This window comes from Pseudomonas solani (assembly GCF_026072635.1).
Lineage (GTDB): Bacteria > Pseudomonadota > Gammaproteobacteria > Pseudomonadales > Pseudomonadaceae > Metapseudomonas > Metapseudomonas solani.
The window spans coordinates 2,092,839-2,108,973 of the sequence record NZ_AP023081.1 but is presented as its reverse complement, the minus strand read 5'-3'; the positions used below and the strand labels follow the sequence as shown (position 1 = coordinate 2,108,973).

The following is a 16,135-nucleotide window of genomic DNA, read 5'->3' as shown; positions in this document are numbered from 1 at the left end:
GCGGTTGGAGCGTTGGTTGGATCAGCGGATGCCGGCGTTGCGCAGGGCGGCCGGGGTGTAGTCGGCGCCGCTGGCCTTGAAGCCGAACTCGGTGCCGTGCTTCTCCTCGTTCTTCAGGCCCAGGGCGATGTAGCGGCCGGCGATGATGTCGTACAGGGCTTCCAGGGTGTAGCCGGAAACCTGCTGGCCATAGTGGTACTCGGCATGGCCTTCGCCGACGCGCCAGAGCTGGCCGCGACCGTCGTAGTGGTCCACCAGGGCCACCTGCCAGCTGTCTTCGTCGATGTACATGTGGCGCTTGGCGTAGATGTGCCGCTCGCCGGACTTGAGGGTGGCTTCGACTTCCCAGACGCGGTGCAGCTCGTAGCGGGTCAGGTCCTGGTTGATGTGGCCGGCCTGGACGATGTCCTTGTACTTGAGCGAGGTGGAGTCGAGCTTGTAGCTGTTATAGGGGATGTACATCTCCTTCTTGCCGATGAGCTTCCAGTCGTAGCGGTCGGGCGCGCCGGAGAACATGTCGAAGTTGTCGGCGGTGCGCATGCCGTCGGCGGCGGTGCCGGGGCCGTCATAGGCGACCTGGGGCGCGCGGCGCACGCGGCGCTGGCCGGCGTTGTAGATCCACGCCAGGCGCGGCTCCTTGACCTGGTCGATGGTCTCGTGGACGAGCAGCACGTTGCCCGCCAGGCGCGAGGGCGCGAGGACCCGTTGCTTGAAGTAGAGGAGGATGTTGGCGGCCTTGTCCTGGTCGAGGTCGGTCATGTCGCCGGGGAAGGCGACTTCGTCCTGGAACTGCACCGGGGAGAAGGAGCCGTTGGTTTGCGGGGTGACCTGCACCACGAGGCGCCGGGCGTTGCCGCCGCGGTAGCGGGTGATGTGGTTCCACAGCACCTGGACGCCGTCCTTGGGAATGGGGAAGGCGTAGTAGTGGCTGGCGGCGAAGTTGGAGAGGCCGTTGCCGCCATCCACCGGCTGGGTGTTGACCGCGCTCTGCTTGGCGGCGGCGTAGATGGCCTCTGGCGCGGCGGCGGTGCGGTGGGTGGTGTAGACCGGGATCTTGTAGGTCTCGGGGTAGCGCTTGAACATCGCCAGCTGGCCTTCGGAGAGCTTGTCCTTGTACTGCGCGGCGTTGGCGGCGGTGATGGTGAACAGCGGCTTCTCGCTGGCGAAGGGGTCGGCGAGGAAGCCATTGGCGTCGATCGGCGCGGCGTTCCTGGGCAGGCCACCGGTCCACTCGGGGATGCTGCCGTCAGCGTTGCCGGCCTTCTCGGCGCCCAGCGGGGTGAGGCTGGTGCCGAGCTTGGCCGCTTCGTCGGGCGATACCGCGGCCATCACGGTGGCGGCCAGCAGGCTGAGGGCCAGCACACCGCCTTGCAGGATTCTTGTGGTTCTCATTGTGCGAGTCCTATGCGGTCGTTGATCAGAAGTTCAGGCCGAAACTGAGGGCGATGAAGTCGCGGTCAGTGGTGGTGTTGTAGTGGCCGCCGAAGAAGTCGGTGTAGCTGAGGCTGGCGGTGTAGGTGTTCTGGTATTCGGCGTTGAGGCCGAGGCTGATGGCCTTGCTGCCTTCGTTGAAGTTGGGGCCGTAGCCGTCGACGTCATGGGACCAGGCGACGCTGGGGGTGAGGTTGATGCCGGCGAAGACGTTGCTGTAGTCCAGGGCGGCGCGGGCGCGGTAGCCCCAGGAGCTGCTGGTGTAGAAGCCCTTGTCGTTGCACTCGCGTTGCGCCGGGCTGGTGGCGGTGAGCGCCAGGCAGGTGGCTGCCGAGGAGAGCTGGCCGGGGCCGTAGATGGGGTCGCGGCCGTAGCGCAGTTCGCCCATGTCGTCGTCGAGGCCGCCGATGTGGTTGTAGCCGACCTCGGCCACCAGGGTGAGGCGGCTGGCGCCCATAACCTGGTCGACGAACTGGGTGGCTGTGACCTGGGCCTGGGTGACGGGCTTGCGCTCGTAGCCGTGGAGGATGGCGCCGGCGGTGTTGCTGCCGTGGCCGCTTTCGAAGATCGGCGAGGAGGGCACGGCCAGGGCGGCGAAGGACAGGTCGGTGCTGTTGAGCTGCAGCGGCATGTTGGGGCGGAAGCTCAGCTCACCGGCGACCGAGGTGCCTTCGATGTTGGTCTGGAAGCTGACGCCGTAGAGGCGGATGTCCTCGGGGTATTCGATGAAGTAGCGGGCGCCCGGGGCGCCGGGGATCACCGCACCGCTCGGCGTGGTGGTGCGGATGGTGCTGAAGATCGGGCCACGGCTGTGATAGTTCATCGCATAGGCGCCGAACTCGGTGTCGTTGAACTCCGGGACGAACCAGCGCATGGCGACGCCGAACTGGCCGCTGTCGCGGGCGTCCTTGTCGCCGGCGCGGGGGATGTAGAGGGTGGCGCCGGTGTTGGGCGAGACGCCGGGCGGCAGGTCCGGGCCGTTGACGATCAGGCGGTCGGTGCAGCCATCGGCGACCACGTCGGCGGTGGAGAAGAAGGTGCCGCAGTTGTCGGCCACCGTCTGGTCCCATTCCAACTGGTAGAAGGCTTCCAGCGAGAGGCTGTCGGTCAGGCTCTGGGACAGGTAGATCATGTTGACCGGGATGAGGCCTTCCTTGATCTCGGCGCCGGGACGGCGGAAGGCGGCGGCGTCGATGGGGTTGATGCTGTTGATCGAGTTGCCGATGAAGGTGCTCTCGCCCCAGCTGACCACCTGCTTGCCCACGCGCACGCTGCCGGGCAGGTCGCCCAGGTTGTAGTTGTGGTAGATGAAGGCGTCGAGGATCTGCGCGCCGGAGGATTTGGCGCCCTCTTTGCGGTTGTGGTCGTCGATGTCGTAGAACTCGCGGTGCTCGTCCTTCAGCTCGAAGTCGTACCAGTACTTGCCGCGGATGAAGACGCCGGTGTCGCCGTACTTCAGCTCGAGGTCGTGGATGCCCTTGAAGATCTTCGAGAAGGTTTCGCCCTTCTTGAAGTTCAGGCGGCCGTCATCGGAGGTGCGCGACAGCGCTTCGCCCCCGCTGGCGACGGAGATGAATTCCGGGTCCGGCGCGCGGGTGCCCCAGCTCGCGCCGACGGACAGCGACGAGTCGAACTGCGCTTCTATTTCCCCGATGTTGAAGGTGATGGCGAAGGCGGGGGCGGTGCACCCCAGTGCCACGGCGGCGGCCAGCGCGTGCGGCCGGAAGATTCCGCGCATTGTTCTTGTTGTCATGCGGCTCTCCAGTGAAGGATGAAGGAGGCCTCATGCTAATCAGCCGAAAGTCTGCCCATAACTGCCTGAACGGGCGATTTCGCCTATCACCCGGGTGGGTGATGCCATCGCCCGGGCGGGGCTTTGCGGGGCTTTTCAGGGTGCGGGCGCCGGCGTGGGATGACCTGGCGGGGTGCGCTGCTACTTTGCGTGACAGTGCCGGGGGTGGCGTCTCAGTCCTGCCCGGCCTGCTGGCGATAGAGGCGCGCGGCTTCCACCAGCCAGTCGCGGAAGGCGCCGAGGGCGGCGGACTCGACCTTGCGCTCGGGGATGATCAAGTAATAGGCCTTGTCGCTGCGGAAGCTGTGGTCCAGGGCGGTGACCAGGCTGCCGTCGGCCAGCTCGCGCTGGATCAGGAAGGGCGGGATGAGGGCGATGCCCATCTCGTGGGTGGCCGCCTGGGCGAGCATGGAGAACAGCTCGTAGCGCGGGCCGCTCATGTCGCGGGCGACGTTGAGGCCGAGGGAGCCGAACCATTGGCGCCACGCATAGGGGCGGGTGGTTTGCTGCAGCAGCGGCAGTCGGGCGATCTCGCTGGCGCTGAGCCGCTCGCGGCCCTCCAGCAGGCGCGGGCTGCACACCGGCACCGAGAGTTCGTGCATGAGGAAGTGGGATTCGGTGCCGGACCAGTCGGCGTCGCCGAAGTAGAGCGCGGCGTCGAAGGCGGTGTCGGCGAAGAGGAAGGGGCGGGTGCGGTTGGTGAGGTTGACCGTCACTTCCGGGTGCAGGCGCTGGAAGTCGGCCAGCCGGGGGACCAGCCACTGGGTGCCGAAGGTGGGCACCACGGCCAGTTCGATGGCCATGGCGCCCTGCTGGCCCATCACGGCGAGGGTGTCGCGTTCCACGGCATCCAGCTGGGTGGCGATGCGCCGGGAGTAGGCGAGGCCGGCTTCGGTGAGCTTCACGCCACGGCGCGAGCGGCGGAACAGCTCCAGGCCGAGGAATTCTTCCAGCCCGCCGATCTGCCGGCAGACCGCGCTCTGGGTGAGGGCCAGTTCTTCGGCGGCCTTGGTGAAGCTTTGGTGCCGCGCGGCGGACTCGAAGGCGATCAGGGCGCTGGTGCTGGGGATCTTGCGACGCATGCTGTACCTCTGCCTCACAATTGAGCGGCTTAAATGGCGGTCATGGCGGTTTCGGAGTGAGAAATTAGCACAAGAGGGTGCGAAATCCTCGTTTGCCCCTCTCGCCCAGCACTGTCTAGGATGAATGCATACGACAAGACGGGCGCGACCCGTTCCGCATCCACCGCTTACCGAGGATTCCTCCATGGCTGCCAAAGCTGCTTTCAACTGGATCGACCCGCTGATGCTGGACCAGCAACTGACGGAAGAAGAGCGCATGGTGCGCGACAGCGCCGAGCAGTTCGCCCAGGACAAGCTGGCCCCCCGTGTGCTGGAAGCCTTCCGCCATGAGAAGACCGACGCGGCGATCTTCCGCGAGATGGGTGATGTCGGCCTGCTGGGCGCGACCATCCCGGAGGCGTACGGCGGTAGCGGCCTGAACTACGTGTGCTACGGCCTGATCGCCCGCGAGGTGGAGCGTGTCGATTCCGGCTACCGCTCGATGATGAGCGTGCAGTCGTCCCTGGTGATGGTGCCGATCAACGAGTTCGGCAGCGAAGCACAGAAGCAGAAGTACCTGCCCAAGCTGGCCAGCGGCGAGTGGATCGGCTGCTTCGGCCTGACCGAGCCGAACCACGGTTCCGACCCGGGCTCGATGATCACCCGCGCGCGCAAGGTGGACGGTGGTTATCGCCTCAGCGGCAGCAAGATGTGGATCACCAACAGCCCGATCGCCGATGTCTTCGTGGTCTGGGGCAAGGACGATGCCGGCGATATCCGTGGCTTCGTGCTGGAGAAGGGCTGGGAAGGCCTGAGCGCACCGGCCATCCACGGCAAGGTGGGACTGCGTGCGTCCATCACCGGCGAGATCGTGATGGATAACGTGTTCGTACCGGAAGAGAACATCTTCCCCGAGGTGCGTGGCCTGAAGGGGCCGTTCACCTGCCTGAACTCCGCTCGCTACGGCATCTCCTGGGGCGCCCTGGGCGCGGCTGAGTTCTGCTGGCACACCGCGCGCCAATATGTGCTGGACCGCCACCAGTTCGGCCGCCCGCTGGCTGCCAACCAGCTGATCCAGAAGAAGCTGGCCGACATGCAGACCGAGATCACCCTGGCCCTGCAAGGTTGCCTGCGCCTGGGTCGCATGAAGGACGAGGGCACCGCCGCCGTGGAGATCACCTCCATCATGAAGCGCAACAGCTGCGGCAAGGCGCTGGACATCGCCCGCCTGGCCCGCGACATGCTGGGCGGCAACGGCATCTCCGACGAGTTCGGCATCGCCCGTCACCTGGTGAACCTGGAAGTGGTGAACACCTACGAGGGCACCCATGACGTGCACGCGCTGATCCTCGGCCGCGCGCAGACCGGCATCCAGGCGTTCTTCTGATCCATGGCCTGCCACTCCTTCTATATATAGAGGGAGTGGTGCCTGCCTTTACTTCTTCCTTCAGGTGATTCCATGGCCGGTGCTCTTTCGCATATCCGCGTGCTCGATCTCTCCCGCGTGCTGGCTGGCCCCTGGGCTGGGCAGATACTCGCCGACCTGGGCGCCGAGGTGATCAAAGTGGAGCGCCCGGGCGCGGGGGATGACACCCGTTCCTGGGGGCCGCCCTACCTGAAGGACGCCGATGGCCGGGACACCAGCGAGGCGGCGTACTTCCTCTCCGCCAACCGCAACAAGCAGTCGGTGACCATCGACTTCACCCAGGCCGAAGGGCAGGCGCTGGTGCGCAAGCTGGCAGCGGAGTCGGACATCCTCATCGAGAACTTCAAGGTGGGTGGGCTGGCCGCTTATGGGCTGGACTATGAATCCCTGAGGGCGATCAACCCGCGCCTCATCTATTGCTCCATCACTGGCTTCGGCCAGTTCGGGCCTTACGCCAAGCGTGCGGGCTACGACTTCATGATCCAGGGGCTGGGCGGGCTGATGAGCCTAACCGGGCGCTCGGATGTGGAGGAGGGCGCCGGGCCGGTGAAAGTGGGGGTGGCGCTGACCGATATCCTCACCGGGCTGTATTCCTCCGTTGCCATCCTCGCTGCATTGACCGCACGGGAGACGACCGGGCGTGGCCAGCACATCGACATGGCGTTGCTGGACGTGCAGGTAGCCTGCCTGGCCAACCAGGCGATGAACTTCCTCACCACGGGCAACCCACCGCGTCGGCTGGGGAATGCGCATCCCAATATCGTCCCGTATCAGGACTTCCCCACCGCAGACGGGGATTTCATCCTTACCGTCGGCAACGATGGGCAGTTCCGCAAGTTCTGCGAGGTAGCCGGCCACCGGGAGTGGGCTGACGACTCGCGTTTTTCTTCCAATAAGGCGCGGGTGGCGAACCGGGCCGAGCTGATCCCGCTGATCCGCCAGGCCACTGTGTTCAAGACCACGGCCGAATGGGTGGCGGCGCTGGAGGAGGTTGGTGTGCCCTGTGGGCCGATCAACGACTTGGCGGCAGTGTTCGAGGATCCCCAGGTGCTGGCCCGTGGCTTGAAGGTGGAGCTGCCGCACGCACTGTCGGGGCTGGTTGCCCAGGTGGCGAGCCCGCTGCGCTTGTCTGACACCCCTGTGGAATACCGTCTCGCGCCGCCGCGCTTGGGCGAACACACCGATGAGGTGCTCGCGCGGGTACTGGGGCTGGACGGCGGTGCTATCGCCACGCTGCGCGACAAGCAGGTTATCTGACCCTTCCTATATAGAGAGGGAAAGGGTGATTCCTGACCGTTTGAACAAAAGATTCAGCTTTTTTCAAAATGGGGGTTTACACCCATCCTCGCTCATGTAGAATGCGCGCCTCGCTGAAGCGGAACGCTCCGCTGAAGCGAGTAAGTTGTTGAAACGAAAAGAAATTTTCAAAAAACAACTTGACGCGGTACCGGGGTGATGTAGAATGCGCCCCTCGCTGAAGAAGACGAAGTCAACTGAAGCGCTAAGTTGTTGAGTAGAAAGAAAAAATTCTTCGAAAAACAGCTTGACAGATAGAAAGGCTGCTGTAGAATGCGCGGCCTCGGTTGAGACGAAAGACTTAATCGAAATTGCTCTTTAACAACTTGAATCAAGCAATTCGTGTGGGTGCTTGTGATGTAAGACTGGTAGTCGACTGATTATCAGCAACACAAGTAACACTCGTGAATTCGAGAGTTTATTTGCGATTGCTGAGCCAAGTTTAGGGTTTTCTCAAAACCCAAGCAGTATTGAACTGAAGAGTTTGATCATGGCTCAGATTGAACGCTGGCGGCAGGCCTAACACATGCAAGTCGAGCGGATGAGTGGAGCTTGCTCCATGATTCAGCGGCGGACGGGTGAGTAATGCCTAGGAATCTGCCTGGTAGTGGGGGACAACGTTTCGAAAGGAACGCTAATACCGCATACGTCCTACGGGAGAAAGCAGGGGACCTTCGGGCCTTGCGCTATCAGATGAGCCTAGGTCGGATTAGCTAGTTGGTGAGGTAAAGGCTCACCAAGGCGACGATCCGTAACTGGTCTGAGAGGATGATCAGTCACACTGGAACTGAGACACGGTCCAGACTCCTACGGGAGGCAGCAGTGGGGAATATTGGACAATGGGCGAAAGCCTGATCCAGCCATGCCGCGTGTGTGAAGAAGGTCTTCGGATTGTAAAGCACTTTAAGTTGGGAGGAAGGGCAGTAAGTTAATACCTTGCTGTTTTGACGTTACCGACAGAATAAGCACCGGCTAACTTCGTGCCAGCAGCCGCGGTAATACGAAGGGTGCAAGCGTTAATCGGAATTACTGGGCGTAAAGCGCGCGTAGGTGGTTCAGCAAGTTGGATGTGAAAGCCCCGGGCTCAACCTGGGAACTGCATCCAAAACTACTGAGCTAGAGTACGGTAGAGGGTGGTGGAATTTCCTGTGTAGCGGTGAAATGCGTAGATATAGGAAGGAACACCAGTGGCGAAGGCGACCACCTGGACTGATACTGACACTGAGGTGCGAAAGCGTGGGGAGCAAACAGGATTAGATACCCTGGTAGTCCACGCCGTAAACGATGTCGACTAGCCGTTGGGATCCTTGAGATCTTAGTGGCGAAGCTAACGCGATAAGTCGACCGCCTGGGGAGTACGGCCGCAAGGTTAAAACTCAAATGAATTGACGGGGGCCCGCACAAGCGGTGGAGCATGTGGTTTAATTCGAAGCAACGCGAAGAACCTTACCTGGCCTTGACATGCTGAGAACTTTCCAGAGATGGATTGGTGCCTTCGGGAACTCAGACACAGGTGCTGCATGGCTGTCGTCAGCTCGTGTCGTGAGATGTTGGGTTAAGTCCCGTAACGAGCGCAACCCTTGTCCTTAGTTACCAGCACGTTATGGTGGGCACTCTAAGGAGACTGCCGGTGACAAACCGGAGGAAGGTGGGGATGACGTCAAGTCATCATGGCCCTTACGGCCAGGGCTACACACGTGCTACAATGGTCGGTACAAAGGGTTGCCAAGCCGCGAGGTGGAGCTAATCCCATAAAACCGATCGTAGTCCGGATCGCAGTCTGCAACTCGACTGCGTGAAGTCGGAATCGCTAGTAATCGTGAATCAGAATGTCACGGTGAATACGTTCCCGGGCCTTGTACACACCGCCCGTCACACCATGGGAGTGGGTTGCTCCAGAAGTAGCTAGTCTAACCGCAAGGGGGACGGTTACCACGGAGTGATTCATGACTGGGGTGAAGTCGTAACAAGGTAGCCGTAGGGGAACCTGCGGCTGGATCACCTCCTTAATCGAAGACATCAGCTTCTTCATAAGCTCCCACACGAATTGCTTGATTCACTTGCGAAAAGCGATTGGGTTGTTAGACCCGAGAGTAAGACGATTGGGTCTGTAGCTCAGTTGGTTAGAGCGCACCCCTGATAAGGGTGAGGTCGGCAGTTCGAATCTGCCCAGACCCACCAATTGTCATGGGCGTGGCAGGTCTTCGAGGGGCCATAGCTCAGCTGGGAGAGCGCCTGCTTTGCACGCAGGAGGTCAGGAGTTCGATCCTCCTTGGCTCCACCATCCACTCTAATAATCGCTGAAAGCTCAGAAATGAGTGCCTTGAAAATGGCATTGATTTCTGGTCTTTGCGCCAGAACTGTTCTTTAAAAATTTGGGTATGTGATAGAAGTAGACTGAATAATCTCTTTCACTGGTGATTATTCAAGTCAAGGTAAAATTTGCGAGTTCAAGCGCGAATTTTCGGCGAATGTCGTCTTCACGTTAGAGACAATAACCAGATTGCTTGGGGTTATATGGTCAAGTGAAGAAGCGCATACGGTGGATGCCTTGGCAGTCAGAGGCGATGAAAGACGTGGTAGCCTGCGATAAGCTTCGGGGAGTCGGCAAACAGACTTTGATCCGGAGATCTCTGAATGGGGGAACCCAGCCATCATAAGATGGTTATCTTGTACTGAATACATAGGTGCAAGAGGCGAACCAGGGGAACTGAAACATCTAAGTACCCTGAGGAAAAGAAATCAACCGAGATTCCCTTAGTAGTGGCGAGCGAACGGGGACTAGCCCTTAAGTGGCTTTGAGATTAGCGGAACGCTCTGGAAAGTGCGGCCATAGTGGGTGATAGCCCTGTACGCGAAAATCTCTTAGTCATGAAATCGAGTAGGACGGGGCACGAGAAACCTTGTCTGAATATGGGGGGACCATCCTCCAAGGCTAAATACTACTGACTGACCGATAGTGAACCAGTACCGTGAGGGAAAGGCGAAAAGAACCCCGGAGAGGGGAGTGAAATAGAACCTGAAACCGTATGCGTACAAGCAGTGGGAGCCCACTTTGTTGGGTGACTGCGTACCTTTTGTATAATGGGTCAGCGACTTATTTTCAGTGGCGAGCTTAACCGAATAGGGGAGGCGTAGCGAAAGCGAGTCTTAATAGGGCGTCTAGTCGCTGGGAATAGACCCGAAACCGGGCGATCTATCCATGGGCAGGTTGAAGGTTAGGTAACACTGACTGGAGGACCGAACCGACTACCGTTGAAAAGTTAGCGGATGACCTGTGGATCGGAGTGAAAGGCTAATCAAGCTCGGAGATAGCTGGTTCTCCTCGAAAGCTATTTAGGTAGCGCCTCATGTATCACTGTAGGGGGTAGAGCACTGTTTCGGCTAGGGGGTCATCCCGACTTACCAAACCGATGCAAACTCCGAATACCTACAAGTGCCGAGCATGGGAGACACACGGCGGGTGCTAACGTCCGTCGTGAAAAGGGAAACAACCCAGACCGTCAGCTAAGGTCCCAAAGTTATGGTTAAGTGGGAAACGATGTGGGAAGGCTTAGACAGCTAGGAGGTTGGCTTAGAAGCAGCCACCCTTTAAAGAAAGCGTAATAGCTCACTAGTCGAGTCGGCCTGCGCGGAAGATGTAACGGGGCTCAAACCATACACCGAAGCTACGGGTATCACGTAAGTGATGCGGTAGAGGAGCGTTCTGTAAGCCTGTGAAGGTGAGTTGAGAAGCTTGCTGGAGGTATCAGAAGTGCGAATGCTGACATGAGTAACGACAATGCGAGTGAAAAACTCGCACGCCGAAAGACCAAGGGTTCCTGCGCAACGTTAATCGACGCAGGGTTAGTCGGTCCCTAAGGCGAGGCTGAAGAGCGTAGTCGATGGGAAACAGGTTAATATTCCTGTACTTCTAGTTACTGCGATGGAGGGACGGAGAAGGCTAGGCCAGCTTGGCGTTGGTTGTCCAAGTTTAAGGTGGTAGGCAGAGTGCTTAGGTAAATCCGGGCGCTTAATGCCGAGAACTGATGACGAGTCGTCTTTTAGACGATGAAGTGGTTGATGCCATGCTTCCAGGAAAAGCTTCTAAGCTTCAGGTAACTAGGAACCGTACCCCAAACCGACACAGGTGGTTGGGTAGAGAATACCAAGGCGCTTGAGAGAACTCGGGTGAAGGAACTAGGCAAAATGGCACCGTAACTTCGGGAGAAGGTGCGCCGGTGAGGGTGAAGGACTTGCTCCGTAAGCCCATGCCGGTCGAAGATACCAGGCCGCTGCGACTGTTTATTAAAAACACAGCACTCTGCAAACACGAAAGTGGACGTATAGGGTGTGACGCCTGCCCGGTGCCGGAAGGTTAATTGATGGGGTTAGCGCAAGCGAAGCTCTTGATCGAAGCCCCGGTAAACGGCGGCCGTAACTATAACGGTCCTAAGGTAGCGAAATTCCTTGTCGGGTAAGTTCCGACCTGCACGAATGGCGTAACGATGGCGGCGCTGTCTCCACCCGAGACTCAGTGAAATTGAAATCGCTGTGAAGATGCAGTGTATCCGCGGCTAGACGGAAAGACCCCGTGAACCTTTACTGTAGCTTTGCACTGGACTTTGAGCCTGCTTGTGTAGGATAGGTGGGAGGCTTTGAAGCGTGGACGCCAGTCTGCGTGGAGCCATCCTTGAAATACCACCCTGGCATGCTTGAGGTTCTAACTCTGGTCCGTTATCCGGATCGAGGACAGTGTATGGTGGGCAGTTTGACTGGGGCGGTCTCCTCCTAAAGAGTAACGGAGGAGTACGAAGGTGCGCTCAGACCGGTCGGAAATCGGTCGTAGAGTATAAAGGCAAAAGCGCGCTTGACTGCGAGACAGACACGTCGAGCAGGTACGAAAGTAGGTCTTAGTGATCCGGTGGTTCTGTATGGAAGGGCCATCGCTCAACGGATAAAAGGTACTCCGGGGATAACAGGCTGATACCGCCCAAGAGTTCATATCGACGGCGGTGTTTGGCACCTCGATGTCGGCTCATCACATCCTGGGGCTGAAGCCGGTCCCAAGGGTATGGCTGTTCGCCATTTAAAGTGGTACGCGAGCTGGGTTTAGAACGTCGTGAGACAGTTCGGTCCCTATCTGCCGTGGACGTTTGAGATTTGAGAGGGGCTGCTCCTAGTACGAGAGGACCGGAGTGGACGAACCTCTGGTGTTCCGGTTGTCACGCCAGTGGCATTGCCGGGTAGCTACGTTCGGAAGAGATAACCGCTGAAAGCATCTAAGCGGGAAACTCGCCTCAAGATGAGATCTCACTGGAGCCTTGAGCTCCCTGAAGGGCCGTCGAAGACTACGACGTTGATAGGTTGGGTGTGTAAGCGCTGTGAGGCGTTGAGCTAACCAATACTAATTGCCCGTGAGGCTTGACCATATAACACCCAAACAATCTGACGATTGTTGTTATAAGGTGAAGTCGACTTAGCCGAAAATTGGCCAGAACTTGCAAAGCCTTATCACATACCCATTCGGGGTCGCGTCCTGGACGATACCCCAACCGAAATGCTTGACGACCATAGAGCGTTGGAACCACCTGATCCCATCCCGAACTCAGTAGTGAAACGATGCATCGCCGATGGTAGTGTGGAGTTTCTCCATGTGAGAGTAGGTCATCGTCAAGCACCTATACCAAACCCCCGATCTTCGACAGAAGGTCGGGGGTTTGACTTTGCGCGGCAGAAAAGTTGGCGAGCGGCTTGTGGCCGTGGCAGTAGGGGCGACTTGTAGGGGCGACTTCAGTCGCCAAGCAGGCCGAAGGGCTGCTAATCCCACGACCCTCATGTGACTCCTCCTTTCCTGGCTAACCCTGGAAAAGCCCCGGACTGAAGTCCGGGCTACATCCGGTCTACGCCCGACTACACAGGCGATGCAATCGACAGGATCTGCACACAACAAAAAGGCCACCCAAGGGTGGCCTTTTGTATTTGCGCAGGAGAAGAGTCAGTCGCCGCGATACTCGCAGCCACTGGTGCAGGTCTCGTGGATGCGTATGCGGCTGAGCTCGGGAAGCAATGGCTTGAGCTGCTGCCAGATCCACTTGGCGAGCACTTCGCTGGTGGGGTTCTCCAGGCCGGGGATGTCATGCCTTGGCTGCCGGCGCGCCCAGGTCCAGGCTCGGTTCCCATGCGCTTGCGCGAAGCCCTTATACCCCTGCCGGCACCCCGGCATGCCGAAGAGCCTCAACGGCTGCCCAACAAAAAGCCACCCGCAGGTGGCTTTATGAACCGTCAATCCCTGCTACTGCGGCGGTAGTGGTACGGATTTGATCTTCAGCTCCTTCTCCGCGCTGTTGACGCGTTCCGGCAGCGTGGGCACACCCTTGGCGATGTCCTGGTCGGCGTAGCGCAGTTGGCGTTCCCGGATGAAGTTGTACTTGCCTTCAGTCAGTTGGTCAGCGTGTTCGAAGTCGTTGATGATGGTGGGCTTGATGAACACCATCAGGTTCTTCTTGCTCACTTCCTTGCGGTCACTGCGGAACAGCTGGCCAATGATGGGGATCTTGCCGAGGAAGGGCACCTTGTCGCCCGAGTCCCGTACCTCATCCGAGATGAGCCCGCCCAACACCAGGGTCATGTTGTCCTTGATCAGTACCCGCGTTTCCACCGAGCGCTTGTTGGTCACGATGTCGGCCGCGCTGGTGTCGTTGGTGACGCTGGAGATCTCCTGGTAGACGTTCAGGGTCACCGAGTCCCCTTCGTTGATCTGCGGCTTGATCTTCAGGGTGATACCCACGTCCTGGCGCTCGATGGTCTGGAACGGGTTGGTGGACGGGTTCGACGCGCTGGTCGAGCTGCCAGTCACGAAGGGCACGTTCTGGCCGACCACGATCTTGCCCTCCTCGTTGTCGAGGGTGACCAGGTTCGGGGTGGACAGGATGTTCATCGAGTCATCGGTGGACAGCGTGCGAATCAGCGCCCTCAGCGAACCGTTGCTGTAGAAGCCCAGGCTCAGCCCGGCATCCAGCTTGGGAGGCGTGCCACCGGGGAAGGTATCGACCGTATTGCCCTTGAGCGAAGACTTGAAGCCGCCGTAGAAACCGTCACCGCCGATGGCGCCATCCGAGGTCTTCCACTGCACGCCCAGTTCGTTGACCTTGCTGTCCGAGACCTCGACTATCACCGCCTCCACCAGCACCTGCGCGCGGCGTATATCCAGGCGCTGCACCACGCCTTCCACTGTCTTCATGATCGCCGGCGGCGCGCTGATCACCAGGGCATTGGTGGTGTCGTTGGCCTGGATGGAAATCTCCGCCCCGCTGATGCCCACATCCTTGTCCTGCTTCTGCAGGCTGGTGGCTACGTTCTGCAGGATCTGCGCGACTTCCGAAGCCTTCAGGTAATGCAGGTAGATCACCTGGGTGTCGCGGATGATGTTCCCCGGGCGATCCAGGTTGGCGAGCACATCGCGCAACTGCTGGCGTTTGCTCGGGTCACCGGAGATCAGGATGCTGTTGGTGCGCTCGTCCACCGAGACGCTCATCTTGCTCGAACCCTCGGCGCCGCCACCCTGGGGTACCAAGGTACCGAGCATGCTGGACAGCTCCTTGGCATTGGCGAACTTCAGCGGGATCACATCGATCTCGAACTGCCCGGCGCGGTCGATCTCCGAGATCAGCTTCAGCAGTTGGCTGATGTTCGACGCCCGGTCGGAAATGATCAGCGCATTGCTATCGGGGTACGCCGCCAGGTGCCCCACCTGCGGCACCATCGGCCGCAGGATGTTCACCAACTGCGTCGCCGGCACGTGCTGCGTGCGGATCACCCGCACCACCTGCTGGTCATCGTTCAGCTTGTCGTCGTCCACCAGCGGCACGCCGCTCTGCTTGGCGTTCGCGTCGGGAATCACCTTCACCGCGCTGTCCGACTCGATGGCCGAGAAACCGTGCACCTGCAGCACCGAGAGGAACACCCGGTAGGCCTCTTCCGGCTTCATCGACTCGTTGGAAATGACCGTCACCTTGCCGGTCACCCGTGGGTCGATGATGAAGTTCTTGCCGGTCGTCTTGGCGATCCACTCGATGAAGGAGCGGATGTTGGTGTCCTGCATGTTGATCTTCACATCGCTGGACGCCGCAGGCGCCTCGGCCGCTACCGGTTTTTCATCGGCGTGGGCAAGGGTGAAGGGGAAGAGCAGGCACAGGCTGAGCAATAGGCACGACGGGGCTCTGGTGGACACTTCCATTACTCGACTACTTGTTCTGCGCGAGTTTGCGCTGAATGTATTGCTGATAAGCGGTGGGCACACCCTGGCTCGCAGGTACCGGCTTCGCCACGGCGGGCAGCGAGCTGGCCAGGGTGTCGGTCACCGGTTCGATGTTCTGGGCAACGGGCATGGGCATCGGGCTGTCCGGCGCGGGGCTGGCCCCCGGTATATCGCCATAGCCGCGGAAGGTGATCTGTTCCAGCTTGCCGTTGCGCTTCAGCGTGATCCGGTGGCTCTCGATGCGCTGCACGGCAATGCCCGGGCGGACTTCTTCCCCGGGCTTGAGAATGAGGGTGCGATCGCCGTCTTCCAGGATCGCCGTGCTCTGTTCGGCCGGGATCACGAAGAAAATCGCCGAAACCTGCAGATCCAGGTTGCTTTCAGGCAGCTTCTCCAGCGCCTCGGCGGCCACGGATTCGGCATCGGCGCTGGAACCGAACAAACCGAGCAGGCCTTTGCCGAGTTGCGTCGGGCCATCCTGCGGGCCGGGCTCGCTCGCCTCGGTGGGCGCGAGTACAGGCGGTTGCAGGGCAGCTCGAAGCTGCAGGCCTTGCCACACGAGGGCGGCGAGCACGAGGAGGAAACACAGGGAGAGCGCCGACAGCTTGACTGAGCGAATGCCCGCGAGCCGGGTCAGCGTGTGGAGGATGGTGGCCATGGACTCTTCCCTGTAATGGCGCGGCAATACTATCGGTTGCTCAAACAGGTGCAAAGCCGGGTCAGGACGGGTGGTGGCACATGATGGCGTTCTTTGACGTCGATCACGTTCCCCACCGTTTATGCCCGTTCGGCATTTGTATCTGTCTTGAAATAAGATTTTTCCGTGTATAGCATTCTGCCATTGGAAAGGCTAAGGCTATCGACGTCCTACGCCTTTATAAGCAAAGTAA

At 59.9% G+C, this 16,135-nt stretch carries 7 protein-coding genes, 2 tRNA genes, 3 rRNA genes and 1 pseudogene; 7 read left to right on the top strand and 6 right to left on the bottom strand.

Features of this window, described 5'->3' with window-relative positions:
- Positions 1–21: 21 nt before the first annotated feature.
- From PSm6_RS09420 to PSm6_RS09410, 3 genes are all read right to left on the bottom strand, one after another.
- The gene (locus PSm6_RS09420; RefSeq protein WP_031287008.1) at positions 22–1,392 is read right to left on the bottom strand and encodes a DUF1329 domain-containing protein; all 1,371 of its coding nucleotides are present in this window, start codon (positions 1,390–1,392) and stop codon (positions 22–24) included.
- Between the two features lie 25 nt (positions 1,393–1,417).
- A complete protein-coding gene (locus tag PSm6_RS09415) occupies positions 1,418–3,184 on the bottom strand; it encodes a DUF1302 domain-containing protein (protein ID WP_265170109.1) in 1,767 nt (588 codons plus the stop codon).
- A gap of 212 nt (positions 3,185–3,396) precedes the next feature.
- Entirely contained in the window at positions 3,397–4,305 is a 909-nt protein-coding gene (locus tag PSm6_RS09410) for a LysR family transcriptional regulator (protein ID WP_021217420.1), read from the bottom strand.
- Positions 4,306–4,489: 184 nt separating this feature from the next.
- Here PSm6_RS09410 and PSm6_RS09405 point away from each other — a divergent pair, with 184 nt between their 5' ends.
- From PSm6_RS09405 to rrf, 7 genes are all read left to right on the top strand, one after another.
- Positions 4,490–5,671: an acyl-CoA dehydrogenase gene (locus tag PSm6_RS09405; RefSeq protein WP_021217419.1), complete on the top strand. Its 1,182-nt coding sequence runs from the start codon at positions 4,490–4,492 to the stop codon at positions 5,669–5,671.
- Positions 5,672–5,743: 72 nt separating this feature from the next.
- A complete protein-coding gene (locus tag PSm6_RS09400; protein WP_265170108.1) occupies positions 5,744–6,967 on the top strand; it encodes a CaiB/BaiF CoA transferase family protein in 1,224 nt (407 codons plus the stop codon).
- A gap of 511 nt (positions 6,968–7,478) precedes the next feature.
- A 16S ribosomal RNA gene (locus PSm6_RS09395) occupies positions 7,479–9,015 on the top strand.
- A 95-nt stretch (positions 9,016–9,110) separates the two neighbouring features.
- Positions 9,111–9,187: transfer RNA gene (locus PSm6_RS09390), tRNA-Ile, on the top strand.
- Between the two features lie 27 nt (positions 9,188–9,214).
- Positions 9,215–9,290 (top strand) — tRNA-Ala (locus tag PSm6_RS09385).
- A gap of 235 nt (positions 9,291–9,525) precedes the next feature.
- Positions 9,526–12,417: ribosomal RNA gene (locus PSm6_RS09380) — 23S ribosomal RNA — on the top strand.
- Positions 12,418–12,548: 131 nt separating this feature from the next.
- Positions 12,549–12,664, top strand: a 5S ribosomal RNA gene (gene rrf / locus PSm6_RS09375).
- Together the 16S, 23S and 5S rRNA genes with 2 tRNA genes alongside form the textbook arrangement of a ribosomal RNA operon.
- 319 nt (positions 12,665–12,983) lie before the next feature.
- On the opposite strand, the pseudogene PSm6_RS09370 reads toward rrf, so the two are convergent.
- The 3 genes and pseudogenes from PSm6_RS09370 to PSm6_RS09360 all read right to left on the bottom strand — a co-directional run.
- A pseudogene (locus tag PSm6_RS09370) lies at positions 12,984–13,127 on the bottom strand (6-pyruvoyl trahydropterin synthase family protein); the annotation flags it as partial.
- Positions 13,128–13,280: 153 nt separating this feature from the next.
- Positions 13,281–15,218 carry a type II secretion system secretin GspD gene (gene gspD / locus PSm6_RS09365; protein WP_158480972.1) on the bottom strand — a complete coding sequence of 646 codons (1,938 nt, stop codon included), beginning with the start codon at positions 15,216–15,218 and terminating at the stop codon, positions 13,281–13,283.
- 13 nt (positions 15,219–15,231) lie between these two features.
- Positions 15,232–15,903, bottom strand: a complete 672-nt coding sequence (locus PSm6_RS09360; RefSeq protein WP_265170107.1) for a type II secretion system protein N — start codon at positions 15,901–15,903, stop codon at positions 15,232–15,234.
- Positions 15,904–16,135 lie beyond the last annotated feature (232 nt).

What these genes read in the sequence shown, in the direction of transcription:
- PSm6_RS09420 (WP_031287008.1), bottom strand. Translation starts at nt 1,392, where the DNA reads ATGAGAACCACAAGAATCCTGCAAGGCGGTGTGCTGGCCCTCAGCCTG.
- PSm6_RS09415 (WP_265170109.1), bottom strand. Translation starts at nt 3,184, where the DNA reads ATGACAACAAGAACAATGCGCGGAATCTTCCGGCCGCACGCGCTGGCC.
- PSm6_RS09410 (WP_021217420.1), bottom strand. Translation starts at nt 4,305, where the DNA reads ATGCGTCGCAAGATCCCCAGCACCAGCGCCCTGATCGCCTTCGAGTCC.
- PSm6_RS09405 (WP_021217419.1), top strand. Translation starts at nt 4,490, where the DNA reads ATGGCTGCCAAAGCTGCTTTCAACTGGATCGACCCGCTGATGCTGGAC.
- PSm6_RS09400 (WP_265170108.1), top strand. Translation starts at nt 5,744, where the DNA reads ATGGCCGGTGCTCTTTCGCATATCCGCGTGCTCGATCTCTCCCGCGTG.
- PSm6_RS09360 (WP_265170107.1), bottom strand. Translation starts at nt 15,903, where the DNA reads ATGGCCACCATCCTCCACACGCTGACCCGGCTCGCGGGCATTCGCTCA.